Annotated in this window: 11 protein-coding genes and 1 riboswitch; of the genes, 8 read left to right on the plus strand and 3 right to left on the minus strand. The window is 68.9% G+C overall.

The annotated features are described in order from the left end of the window. Nucleotides 1-52 precede the first annotated feature (52 nt). The 4 genes from AUL34_RS05210 to AUL34_RS05225 all read left to right on the plus strand — a co-directional run bounded on the left by AUL34_RS05210 (nucleotide 53) and on the right by AUL34_RS05225 (nucleotide 6506). Nucleotides 53-1051, plus strand: coding sequence for a LacI family DNA-binding transcriptional regulator (locus tag AUL34_RS05210; RefSeq protein WP_192845690.1), 999 nt, complete (start codon nucleotides 53-55; stop codon nucleotides 1049-1051). Nucleotides 1052-1170: 119 nt separating this feature from the next. Then, nucleotides 1171-2739 carry a Re/Si-specific NAD(P)(+) transhydrogenase subunit alpha gene (locus AUL34_RS05215; protein WP_061931902.1) on the plus strand — a complete coding sequence of 523 codons (1569 nt, stop codon included), beginning with the start codon at nucleotides 1171-1173 and terminating at the stop codon, nucleotides 2737-2739. A 13-nt stretch (nucleotides 2740-2752) separates the two neighbouring features. Beyond that, the gene (locus AUL34_RS05220; RefSeq protein ID WP_061931904.1) at nucleotides 2753-4189 is read left to right on the plus strand and encodes an NAD(P)(+) transhydrogenase (Re/Si-specific) subunit beta; all 1437 of its coding nucleotides are present in this window, start codon (nucleotides 2753-2755) and stop codon (nucleotides 4187-4189) included. A gap of 187 nt (nucleotides 4190-4376) precedes the next feature. After that, entirely contained in the window at nucleotides 4377-6506 is a 2130-nt protein-coding gene (locus AUL34_RS05225) for a bifunctional diguanylate cyclase/phosphodiesterase (RefSeq protein WP_061931906.1), read from the plus strand. On the opposite strand, the gene AUL34_RS05230 is transcribed toward AUL34_RS05225, so the two are convergent. Further along, nucleotides 6473-7945: a PLP-dependent aminotransferase family protein gene (locus AUL34_RS05230; protein ID WP_244492451.1), complete on the minus strand. Its 1473-nt coding sequence runs from the start codon at nucleotides 7943-7945 to the stop codon at nucleotides 6473-6475. The genes AUL34_RS05225 and AUL34_RS05230 overlap by 34 nt on opposite strands. 86 nt (nucleotides 7946-8031) lie before the next feature. On the opposite strand from AUL34_RS05230, the gene AUL34_RS05235 reads away from it, so the two are divergent. Next, complete coding sequence (locus AUL34_RS05235) at nucleotides 8032-8892, plus strand: DMT family transporter (protein WP_061932245.1); 861 nt, start codon at nucleotides 8032-8034, stop codon at nucleotides 8890-8892. Nucleotides 8893-8904: 12 nt separating this feature from the next. Here the strand turns inward: AUL34_RS05235 and AUL34_RS05240 are convergent, their stop codons facing one another. Further along, on the minus strand, nucleotides 8905-9249 hold the full coding sequence (locus AUL34_RS05240; RefSeq protein ID WP_061931908.1) for a hypothetical protein: 345 nt from the start codon (nucleotides 9247-9249) through the stop codon (nucleotides 8905-8907). A gap of 45 nt (nucleotides 9250-9294) precedes the next feature. Continuing rightward, nucleotides 9295-9399, minus strand: a riboswitch (SAM-I-IV-variant riboswitch). 117 nt (nucleotides 9400-9516) lie between these two features. Between AUL34_RS05240 and AUL34_RS05245 the strand changes: the two genes are divergently transcribed. Together AUL34_RS05245 and AUL34_RS05250 are read left to right on the plus strand one after the other, a co-directional pair. Further along, a complete protein-coding gene (locus AUL34_RS05245; protein WP_061931910.1) occupies nucleotides 9517-10332 on the plus strand; it encodes a sugar phosphate isomerase/epimerase in 816 nt (271 codons plus the stop codon). A gap of 137 nt (nucleotides 10333-10469) precedes the next feature. Then, on the plus strand, nucleotides 10470-10874 hold the full coding sequence (locus AUL34_RS05250) for a diacylglycerol kinase (RefSeq protein ID WP_061932247.1): 405 nt from the start codon (nucleotides 10470-10472) through the stop codon (nucleotides 10872-10874). On the opposite strand, the gene AUL34_RS23070 is transcribed toward AUL34_RS05250, so the two are convergent. Then, a complete protein-coding gene (locus AUL34_RS23070) occupies nucleotides 10849-11139 on the minus strand; it encodes a DUF2256 domain-containing protein (protein ID WP_370539025.1) in 291 nt (96 codons plus the stop codon). The genes AUL34_RS05250 and AUL34_RS23070 overlap by 26 nt on opposite strands. Between AUL34_RS23070 and AUL34_RS05255 the strand changes: the two genes are divergently transcribed. Next, nucleotides 11130-11822 carry an SDR family NAD(P)-dependent oxidoreductase gene (locus AUL34_RS05255; protein ID WP_061931912.1) on the plus strand — a complete coding sequence of 231 codons (693 nt, stop codon included), beginning with the start codon at nucleotides 11130-11132 and terminating at the stop codon, nucleotides 11820-11822. The genes AUL34_RS23070 and AUL34_RS05255 overlap by 10 nt on opposite strands. Nucleotides 11823-11825: the final 3 nt, after the last annotated feature.

The raw sequence follows: 11825 nt of genomic DNA on the forward strand, positions 1-11825 counted from the left end.
GCGGGCGGTGAGCGAGGGCCGCATGGGCGAGGGGGGGCGACGGCGCGTTACCTTGAGCGACGTCGCCCGGCTGGCGGACGTCTCGCCCTCGGCCGTATCGCGCGCCTTCACCGACGGAGCCTCCGTCTCCAAGGAAACGCGCGCCCGGATCGTCCGGGCGGCGGATCGGCTCGGCTATCGGCCCAACGCCCTCGCGCGCAGCCTGATGACCGGCCGCTCGGCACTGATCGGCCTCGTGTCCAACGCCCTTGTCAACCCGTTCATCATGAACGTCGTCGACGCCTTCACCTTGCAGCTCCAGCGGCGACGGCTTCGGCCGCTGGTGTTCAATCTTTCGGGCGACTTCTCGATCGACGACACCGTGACCCTCATCCGCCAGTATCAGCTGGACGGCGTGATCGTTGCTTCCTCCACGCTCGATCCGGATTTCGCGGAGGCGGTCGCGGCAGCGGGCGTGCCGGTGGTGATCGCCTTCGGCGCGCCGCGGCCGGGGTCGAGCATCAGCGCAGCTCATGTCGACAATGTCGAAGGCGGGCGGCTGGTGGCCGAAGCATTGGTGCGGCGTGGCTACCGGCGTGCCGGTTTCATCGGTGGCGGCGAGGACGTGTCGACGACGCAGGACCGGCTGGCGGGCTTCCGCGCCGCGCTGGCCGACGCTGGCCTCGTGGAGCCGGCGGTCGTCCATGCCGGGCGATACGCACAGGCCGCAGGCTTTGCCGCGGCAAGCAAGCTCGTCGCGCAGGCTCCGGACCTCGATGCCGTGTTCTGCGCCGACGATCTCCTGGCGATCGGAGCCTTCGACGCGCTTCGCGCCATGGGGCGTGCGGCACCGGAAACCGGTATCGTCGGCTTCAACGACATCCAGATGGCGAGTTGGCCGGCCTTCGACCTGTCCACCGTGCGTGCCCCGGTCGACCAGGTCGTCGCTGGCGCGCTCGACATGCTGTCCGAACGGATCGACGCGCCCGGCCGACCGCCGGAGCGGCGCATAGTCGGCTGCGAGTTCGTACCCCGCTCGACGCTGCGTAAGCTGCTCGAACAAGGACGCTGACCGGAGCCGGCGCCGATCCGCGGGAGGCTCAATCGCTGCCCCGCCGGGATGCGGCACGGAATCGCTGGTGGATTGCCGCGCGAAACGGCATTAGTCCTCCCCATGGTGGGAGGATCGACATGAAGTTTGGAGTGCCCAAGGAGCGATTCGCTGGCGAGCGGCGCGTCGCGCTGACGCCCGAAAGCGTCGGACGGTTGCAGAAGCTCGGCTACGAATGCCTGATCGAGACAGGCGCCGGCGACGCCGCGCGCTTTTCCGACGCGGCCTATGAGGCGGCCGGCGCGCGCGTGGTGCTCGATGCCAACGCGCTGTGGTCGCAAGCCGACATCGTCGCCAAGGTGCGGCCGCCGGAAGGGGAGGAGGTGGCCCTCGTCCGCTCCGGCCAGATCCTGATCTCGTTCCTGTATCCCGCCCAAAACGCCGATCTTCTCGAAGATCTGCGCACGAAGGGCGCGACCGTGCTCGCCATGGACATGGTGCCGCGCATCAGCCGCGCCCAGAAGATGGACGCCCTGTCCTCCATGGCCAACATCGCGGGCTATCGTGCGGTGATCGAGGCGGGCAACCAGTTCGGCCGCTTCTTCACCGGCCAGATCACGGCCGCCGGGAAGGTGCCGCCGGCGCGCGTGCTGGTGATCGGCGCGGGCGTCGCGGGCCTTGCAGCGATCGGCACGGCGCAGTCGCTGGGCGCCCAGGTGCGGGCCTTCGACGTGCGGCCCGAGGTCGCCGAGCAGATCCAGTCGATGGGCGCCGAGTTCCTGTTCCTCGACTTCGCGGAAGCCGCCGACGGCGCCGCGACGGGCGGCTATGCCGCGCCGTCGAGCCCGGAGTTCCGCGCCAAGCAACTCGAGCTCTTCCGCAAACAGGCGCCCGAAGTCGATATCGTCGTCACCACCGCGCTGATCCCCGGCCGCGACGCGCCGAAGCTCTGGCTGGAGGACATGGTCGCGCTGATGAAGCCGGGCTCGGTCGTCGTCGATCTCGCCGCCGAGCGCGGCGGCAACTGCGACCTGACCGTGCCCGACGAGGTGGTCGAGACCGCCAACGGCGTTCGCATCGTCGGCTACACCGACTATCCCAGCCGCATGGCCACCCAGGCCTCGACCCTCTACGCCACCAACGTCCGTCACATGATGGACGACCTGACGCCGAAGAAGGACGGCGTGCCGGTCGTCGACATGGAGGACGACGTGATCCGCGGCGCGACCGTGACGCACGACGGCGCGATCACCTATCCGCCGCCGCCGCCCAAGATCCAGGCCATCGCCCGCCAGGCGCCCAGGAAGGCCGTCGAGGAGACGGCGGTCGAGAAGGCGGCTCGCGAGGCGCTCGCGACGAAGCAGAGCGGCCAGCGGCAGATCATGCTCCTGGCTGGCGGCGCCATCCTTCTGATGCTGATCGGACTGACCGCCCCGCCGAGCTTCCTCCAGCATTTCGTGGTCTTCGCCCTATCCTGCTTCGTCGGCTACCACGTGATCTGGAACGTCTCCCACGCACTGCACACGCCGCTGATGGCCGTCACCAACGCGGTGTCGTCGATCATCATTCTCGGTGCGCTCCTGCAGGTCGGCACGTCTGGCTGGCTCGTCTCGTTCCTCGCCGGCCTCGCCATCCTCATGGCGTCGGTCAACATCTTCGGCGGGTTCATGGTGACGCGCCGGATGCTCAAGATGTTCCAGAAGAGCTGAGGAGGACGATCCCATGAGCCAAGGTCTCGTCGGCGCGTCCTACATCGTCGCCTCCATCCTCTTCATCCTGTCGCTCGGCGGCTTGTCCAACCAGGAAAGCGCCAAGCGCGCCGTCTGGTACGGCATCGTCGGCATGGCGCTCGCCGTCTTCGCAACGATCACGGGCCCGGCGCTCGATGCCCTGTGGCTGATCGTGCCGCTCATCGTCGTCGGCGGGCTCATCGGCGGCTGGCTCGCCGGCCGCGTGCAGATGACGCAGATGCCCGAACTCGTCGCGGCGCTGCATTCGTTTGTCGGTCTCGCCGCCGTCTTCATCGGCTTCAACGCCGACCTCGAGGCGGCGCATGTCGCACGGGCGCTGGCCGAGGGGCGCGGTGAACTCCTCACCGGCTTTGCCGCGACGTTGGCGCTGAAGACGCCAGTCGAACTCGCCATCATGCGCGTCGAGGTGTTCCTCGGCGTCTTCATCGGCGCCGTGACCTTCACCGGCTCGGTGGTCGCCTATGGCAAGCTGTCCGGTCGTCTCGATTCGAAGGCGCTGGTGCTGCCGAACCGGCACGCGATCAACCTCGCGGGCGTCGTCGTCGCCCTGATCCTCGGCCTCCTCTACTTCAACGGGGCCGGCCTCTGGACGCTGATCCTCGTCGCGATCCTCGCCGGCGCGCTCGGCTGGCATCTCATCATGGCGATCGGCGGGGCGGACATGCCCGTCGTCGTGTCCATGCTGAACAGCTACTCCGGCTGGGCGGCGGCGGCGATCGGCTTCACGCTCGGCAACGATCTCCTGATCGTCACCGGCGCGCTCGTCGGCTCGTCCGGCGCGATCCTGTCCTACATCATGTGCCGGGCGATGAACCGGAACTTCGTGTCCGTGATCCTCGGCGGTTGGGGCGGTGCGAGCGGTCCGGCGCAGGAGATCACCGGAGAGCAGGTGGCGATCGATACGGACGGCGTGGCGCAGGCGCTGGACGAGGCCGACAGCGTCGTCATCGTGCCGGGCTACGGCCTCGCGGTGGCGCAGGCGCAAAGCTCGATCTCGGAACTGACGCGCCGCCTGCGCGCCAAAGGCAAGACCGTGCGCTTCGCGATCCATCCGGTCGCCGGTCGCCTGCCGGGGCACATGAACGTGCTCCTCGCCGAGGCGAAGGTTCCCTACGACATCGTTCTGGAGATGGACGAGATCAACGAGGACCTTCCCCAGACGGACGTCGTAATCGTCATCGGCGCCAACGACATCGTCAATCCGGCGGCGGAAGAGGATCCCAACTCCCCGATCGCCGGCATGCCGGTGATCGAGGCGTGGAAGGCACGGCGCGTCATCGTGTCGAAGCGCGGGCAGGGCACCGGATACTCCGGCATCGAGAACCCGCTCTTCTACAAGGAGAACACGCGCATGTTCTACGGCGACGCCAAGAAGTCCATCGACGAACTTCTCAAGCAGGTCGGCTGACGCCGCCCGGACGCAGAGCATTCCGAAGGGATTCGAGGGGCGGGATGCAGCGATGCACCCGCCCTTTTTCCACTTGCTTCGTCCCGCAACTGTGCTCGGCAGAACAGCGGGGCTTGGCACGTCATTTTTTTACCTGTGACGTTATAGGGTCCTCTCGTTTCGTGCATTGCATCGCATGTTGGAGACGATGGAATCCCAACTCGACATGACCCTCGGGCCTTTCGAGCGACTCATGACCTTCACCGGCCATCAGTTCTCCCGCAGTTCCAGTTACGCGCGGAAGGTGCTTGGCGCCTCGCTCGTCGAGATCCATATCCTCGACGGCGACCGGCTTCGGCCGATCGCGACGGCCGGGCGTGCGACGGGACAGGGTGGATCGGCGCAGGCGCTGCTGCCCGCGCTGAGGAAGGCGCGCGATGTCCTGATCCGCCCGCTGGAGACGACGGGCCGCCGACCCGGTTCGGCGATGACCGGCGCATACCTGCCACTCCGACAGGCCGACGGCACGCTCATCGGCTGCTACAGCGTCGTCCTTTCCGCACGGCGCGGCCCGTTCGGTGCGGCGGAGCGCCGGACGATGCGCGAGCTTGCCGAACTCTGCGCCATGCAGATCGAGTTGGCCCAAATGGCCGCGCCGGCACCGAGCGATGGCTCCGAGGGCATCGCGTCCGCTTCGCCGGACGGCATCGTCGTCGCCGACGCGCACAATACGATCCTCGCCTGGAATGCAGGCGCTGAACGCCTGTTCGGCTACACCGCACGCGAGGCGATCGGCCGATCACTGGACATCATCGTTCCCCCCGACGCGCGCTCGGCTCATCGCAACGGGCTGGCACGGGTCGCAGGTGACGGCGCGCCGCATCTGATCGGACGATCGGTCGATCTCCCTGCCATGCGCAAGGATGGCGCCGAGATCCTGATCGAGCTGTCGCTGTCGCAATGGCTGGAAGGCGGCCAGCGCCGGTTCGGCGCGATCATGCGCGACATCAGCGAGCGCCAGCGCATGGAAGAGCGCCTCCGCAGCGCCGCGATGGTCGATCATCTGACCGGGCTACCCAACCGCGCGAGCCTCGATCGCCGGCTTGCCGAGCTTCTGGAGGCGAAGCGGCATCTGACCCTTCTCCTGATCGATCTCGACGGCTTCAAGGAGGTCAACGATACGCTCGGCCACCTCGCCGGCGACATGGTCCTTGCCGAAGTCGCCCGCCGCCTGCGCGCGCATACCCGTCCGGGACACTTCCTGGCGCGCATGAGCGGCGACGAGTTCGTGGTCCTGATGGAGGACGTGGCCAATCCCATGGAAGGGGAGTGGCTCGGCGAGACGCTGATCGACGCCATTGAGGAGGCGATCACGGTCGACGACGCGATGGTCAGCATCAGCGCCAGCATCGGGATCGCGTGCGCGGGCGGCGACGAGACGCCCGAAGCGCTGATCGGCGACGCGGATCTTGCGCTCTACAAGGCCAAACGCGGGGGACGGGGGCGCACCCAACTCTTTACGCCGGACCTTCGCCTGCGCGTCGTGGAAAAGGGTCTGGCCCGGGCCGAACTCGCCACGGCGTGGGAGAACAAGCAGTTCGAGCTCTACTACCAGCCGCAGGTCACCCTGCGCGATGGCAAGCTGTGCGGGGCGGAGGCGCTTCTGCGCTGGGTCCATCCCGTGCGCGGCGTCCTGCCGCCCAGCGCCTTCCTCCCGCTTCTGGAAACCGATGCCCTGGCCATTCCGGTCGGCGGCTGGATCATCGACGAAGCCTGCCGGCAGACGGCGGAGTGGCGAGCGTCCGTGTTTCCAGGCTTCCGCGTGGCGGTCAATCTCTTCTCGTTGCAGTTCAAGTCGGGCGACCTCGTCGGCGAGATCGAGCGCGCCCTGAAACGGCACGGCCTACCCCCCGACGCGCTGGAACTCGAGATTACCGAGAACACGATCCTGTCGTCGGACGAGCGGATCCTGAAGCAGCTCACGCGGCTTCGCGATCTCGGCGTCGGTCTCGCCTTCGACGACTTCGGCACGGGCTTCGCGTCGCTCAGCATGCTGCGTCACTACCCCGTCACCAAGATCAAGATCGACCGTTCCTTCGTCAGCGGCGCCGACGTGTGCGACAAGGATCGGTCGATCACGCAAGCGCTGGTTCACATGGCCCACGGTCTCGACATCGAAGTGATTGCCGAAGGTATCGAGACGATGGAGCATCACGCGCTGATGCGCGCGCAGGGGTGCGGCATGGGGCAGGGCTATCTGTACAGCCGGCCGGTTTCAGCCCGCACCTTCCGCGCGCTCAGCTGCTATGGCGGCGGAGAGCAGCGGGCGGCGGGCTGACCCGACGCGGCGGGCGGCGCAAGGCCGCTCGCCAAAGCGCTCCACACCCGCTCGTCCGACATCTGGGCGACGTTGAACCGCATGAACGTCCCGGCACCGTGCGACGGACTGAACACGTCGCCGGGCGCCAGAACAACGCCGTCCTCCAGCGCGCGTCGCGCCAGCGCCGCCGCGTCCCGCCCTTCGGGAAGCTCGCACCAGAGATTGAAGCCGCCGCGCGGCACCGTCCACAGCGTGAATCCGAGAGCTTCCAGCCGTTCGCCGACATCGCGGCGCGCCTGCGACAGCCGGCGGCGCAGCGCGTCCATGTGGCGCCGATAGCCCCCCTCGGACAGGAGCTCATGCACGATCGCGGCGCCGAGCGGCCCGGCGGCCGAGAAGCTCGTCGCGATCTGGAGATCCCGCAACGCTTCGATCCAGTCCGGCCGGGCGGCGATGAACCCGCAGCGAACCGATGCCGACAGCGTCTTGGAAAAGGAGCCGATCCGCAGCACGCGCTCCAGCCCGTCGAGTGCGGCCAGACGGGGCGAGGGTTCTGGCTCGAAATCGGAGAAGATCTCGTCCTCGACGATCGTCATCTCGTGCTGCGAGGCGGCGGCCAGGATGCGGTGCGCGACAGCGGGGGACAGGCTCGCCCCTGTCGGATTGTGGATCGCGGAATTGGTCACGTAGAGGCGCGGGCGATGCTGGGCTGCGAGTTCGGTGAACCGCGCGGCGTCCGGCCCCGCGGGCGTCATCGGTACGCCTGCGACCGCGACGCGGTGCGCGGCGAGAAGGGCGCGGAAATTGAAGTAGCAGGGGTCGTCCACCAACACGGTGTCGCCGGGTCGCAGGAGCAGGCGGCATACGAGGTCCAGCCCCTGCGTGCCCGACGCGGTGAGGAGGATGGCGTCGGGGCCGATGTCGAGCCCTTCGCCCGCGAACTGCCGCGCGAGGAGGCGGCGGAGCGGGAGCGATCCGTGCGACGAGCCGTAGTCGGTGAGCGTCGCCTCGTCCGCGCGCGCCGCCTTCCGCAGGGCGCGGCGGATCGCATCCGTCGGAAGCCACTCGGGCGGCAGCCAGCCGCAACCGGGCTTGGAAGCGCCGGGATCGGCGTCCAGCGCCTGGCGCGAGACCCAGAACGGGTCGATCGCCCGCTCGGCGTGGCCGGATGAAGCGGGAAGCGGCAGAGGCGCGGCGGTTCTGGCGACGAAGACACCCGATCCCGGGCGTGCCCGCACCAGTCCTTCGGCCGCGAGCCTCTCGTAGGCTTCGACCACCGTTGAGGGCGAGACGCCGAGACTGGCGGCCAATCCCCGGATGGAGGGGAGCCTGTCCCCGGCGACGAGCGCGCGCGCGGCGATGCGGCCGCGGATCGCCTCCACCACGGTGTTCGTGCGGCTGCCCATCGCCTTCTTGTCCACTTTCCGAGCCCAGACCGTGTGGGCGGCCGAAGCCATACGGTTCGTCTCGATTGTATGGAACCGTGACTGGCTGCGCCAGGGGCGGGATCGTAGCGTTGCGCGACGCGACGGGAGGAATGATCATGCGCAATTCGATGCGGGGCTGGGGCAGCGGGCTCATCGGAGTGATCATCTTCAGCGGTTCCCTGCCGGCGACGCGGGTGGCGGTCGGGGACTTCTCGCCCGTGTTCCTGACCTCGGCACGTGCCCTGATCGCCGCCGTCCTCGCCGCTCTCCTGCTCGGCTTCGGCGGCCGGCGCCGACCAAGCCGCGCCGATCTGCCGGCGCTTTTCGTCGTGGCGCTCGGGGTCGTCGTCGGCTTTCCCCTTCTGACGGCCCTGGCGCTCCAGCACGTCACGGCGGCGCATTCCATCGTGTTCATCGGCCTCCTGCCGCTGGCCACCGCCCTGTTCGGCGTCCTGCGCGGCGGCGAGCGGCCGAAGCCGGCCTTCTGGCTCTTCGCCGGCGTCGGCGCCGCGCTGGTGTCGGGATTCGCGCTGGCACAGGCCGGTGCCGCGTCGCTGCGCGGCGATCTCTTGATGGTTGCGGCGGTGCTGGTCTGCGGGCTCGGCTATGCGGAGGGAGCGCGGCTTTCGCGCAGGCTCGGCGGCTGGCAGGTCATCTCGTGGGCGCTGGTTCTGGCGCTGCCTTTCATGGGGGCACTCGCCTTCCTGACGGTTCCCACCGGCTGGGGCGCAATCGGGGCGCCGGCCTGGGCAGGCCTCGCCTATGTTTCGGTCTTCTCGATGCTCGTCGGCTTCGTGTTCTGGTACCGGGGCCTGGCGCTCGGCGGCATCGCCGGCGTCGGACAGCTGCAGCTCCTGCAGCCCTTCTTCGGTCTGGCGCTGGCCGCGTTGCTGCTCGGCGAGCCCGTCGCGCCCGCCATGGTGGCGATCACGCTCGGCGTCGTCGCGTGCGTCGCGGGCGCGCGGCGCTTTGCCTGAGAGCGGTTGTCGTCAGCCGCCCGAGCGCCGGGTCGCGGGGGCATCGGCCGAACCCGCGCGGTTGGCTGCCACGAGCACCCGCGCATCGGCGCGCTCGGCCGGGGCGAGCGCGAACGTCTCGATCGCCCAGCGTGCCGCGTCCGCCCGGTGATCGCCGTCGATGGCCCGCTCCAGATGCACGGTGCGCCCGTCGCGCGGGTCCAGACGATGGATCCCGGTCCACTCGCCATGGAACACCAGCCAGACCTCGCCCGGCCGCTTCGCGAAGCCCGTACCGGGATGGCGCGACAGACCGAGATAGCGGCGCTCGACGCCGGCTCCGGCGAGCGGATGCTGATGGGAAGGCTGGAACGGCATGCAGGACTCCGCCGACTGTCGCGGGACCGATGCGCAAGATATGGCGGGGCTCCGTTTGGTTGCCGGTGCGGCCACATCCCCCTTGCGGAGCGCCACCTTGCCCGGACGGCAGGTTGGCGTTGGACATCGGTCCAACTCTTGATGCTGTCGGAGAGCTATCATCCCGCAGCCCGAAACACAACCGTCGGCTTGCCGCGTCCGAGGCTTGACCGGGATGCGCGGTTGGTCAGACTGCGCCCCGTTCGTGGCAGGAGAGGCAAGGCGACCATGACAAATCTCAGGATCGGCTGTCAGACCTATACGTGGGAGATGCTGGGCGATCGCTTCGCCGGTGGGCCGGACGATCTTCTCGATGCGATCGCGGCCGGCGGCTACGAGGGGATCGAGATCACCGACGCGATGATCGGCGCCTATAGCGGCGCACCGGAGGCCTTCGCGCGGGCCCTCGAGGCGCGCGGACTGACGCTTGCGGCCCTCGCGATCGCATCGCGCAGCGGCTTCACCGAGGCGGGCGAGGTCGAGGCCGATGTCGAGACGGCGCGTCGCTGGATCGATTTCCTCGCCCGCTTTCCGGATGCGGTCCTGTCCATGGGCTCGGCCACCGTCATGTCGGACGGGCCGAGGGAAGCCAAGTTCCGCGTCGCCGCCGAGGTCTACAACCGCGCCGCCGCGCTGGGCAAGGCGATGGGCGTCGGGGTCGCGGTGCATCCGAGCTCGCACCACGACACGCTTCTCTTCAGCCGCTCCGACTACGACGCGCTCTTCGCGCTCCTCGATGGCGAGACGGTCGGCTGGGTGCCGGACACCGGTCACATCCTGCGCGGGCGGATGGACATCATCGACACGCTGCGGACCCACGGCGCGCGCATCCGATACCTTCACCTGAAGGACGTCGATGCATCAGGCATATGGGCAATGCTGGGGCAGGGGGTCTGCGACGTCTCGGCGGTCGTCGCGTCAGCGAGCAGCGCGCCGCGCTTCAACGGTTGGGTGGTGCTGGAGGAGGAATCCGAAGAAGCCGGCGCAGATCCGGCCAAGGCCGTGCGCACCAACCGCGAGACCATACGGCGGCTCCTCGCCTGAGAGTGTGCAGCGGAGGCTTTCCTGCCGAAGTGTTGACCCCGGCCGCCTTGCTGCCGCCATGCCCATGGCCTAACCAGCGGCTCACCCTTTTGACGGTGTCGCCGCGTCCGGCGCGCCTCGCCTCGGACGCTTCGTCGATGACCGAACGATCGCCTTCCACCAGCTTTCCCCCGCCCAAGCTGCGGGGTGTGGAGCATGTGTTCGCTGCCGCGGGCTATTCGATCAACGGCGGCAGGCGGCTCCTGCGCGAACCTGCGTTCCGGCACGAAATCCTGTTCGGCCTCGTGCTGGTTCTCGTGCTGGCGCTGCATGGAGCCTCGGCCGCCGCGTTCCTCATCCAGCTGGTGCTGCTGGCGATCCTCGGCGCGATCGAGGCCGTCAACACGGCGATCGAACTCATCGTCGATCGCGTGTCGCCGGAGTTCTCGTCCTTCGCCAAGCACGCAAAGGATCTCGGCTCCTTCGCGGTGTTCTGCCTGCTGGTCGCCAACGCCGCCTTCTGCGCGGCGGTCGTCCTCAAGGATTCGACGTCGTTTCTCTGAGATCCGTTGCGCGTGCGCGCTTCGCCTCGGCGCGGCAGCGGTCGGAGCAGTAGAGCACCTCGTCCCAGGTTCGCGCCCAGGCCTTGCGCCAGACCATAGGGCGGCCGCAGTTTCGGCAGGGCTTTTCCGGCAGGTCGGCCTTGCGGCGCATCTTCGCCATGCGTTGCCTCATGCTGTCTGGGACGAGGGAACCCCGGCGGCGGATACCCGGTTCCGGCCTTCTGAACCGGCACGCCGGAATGTCGGAGGGACCTGATGCTGCCATCGCTTCCAGACGGGTATCGCGCCATCGTCTTCGGCGCCAGCGGGGGCATCGGAGGCGCGGTCGTGAGCGCGCTGGAGAAGGACCCGCGATGCGCCGGCGTCACCGGCCTGTCGCGGGGCGACGGGTTCGATCTCGAGGACGAGGCCTCCATCGCGGCGGCGGCCGGGCGCCTCGACGGCCGGGAGTTCGAACTCCTCTTCGACGCGACGGGCGCTCTCGTGATCGACGGCCGAGGCCCGGAGAAGGCGCTCCGTGCGCTCGATCCGGCTGTCATGGCGCGCCAGTTCGCCGTCAACGCCATCGGTCCGGCGCTGATCCTCAAGCATTTCGTGCCGCTCCTGCCCCGCGGCCGCCGCGCGCTCTTTGCGACCTTGAGCGCGCGGGTCGGCTCCATCGGCGACAACCATCTCGGAGGCTGGATCTCCTATCGCGCGGCCAAGGCGGCGCTGAACCAGATCGTGCGCACCGCGGCCGTGGAAGTCGCGCGCACGCGGCCCGACGCGGTGCTGGCCGCGCTTCACCCCGGCACCGTCGCCACGCGGCTGTCCGATCCTTTCGCCGGCAGCCGCGACCGACTGACGCCGGATGCCTCGGCCGCTGCGCTGCTCGCGGTCCTCGACGGCTTGGCGGCGGAACGAAGCGGCTGCTTCCTGGCCTATGACGGACGACCGATCGAATGGTGAGGG

Source organism: Aureimonas sp. AU22, from assembly GCF_001463745.1.
In the GTDB taxonomy this organism is placed as follows: Bacteria; Pseudomonadota; Alphaproteobacteria; order Rhizobiales; family Rhizobiaceae; genus Aureimonas.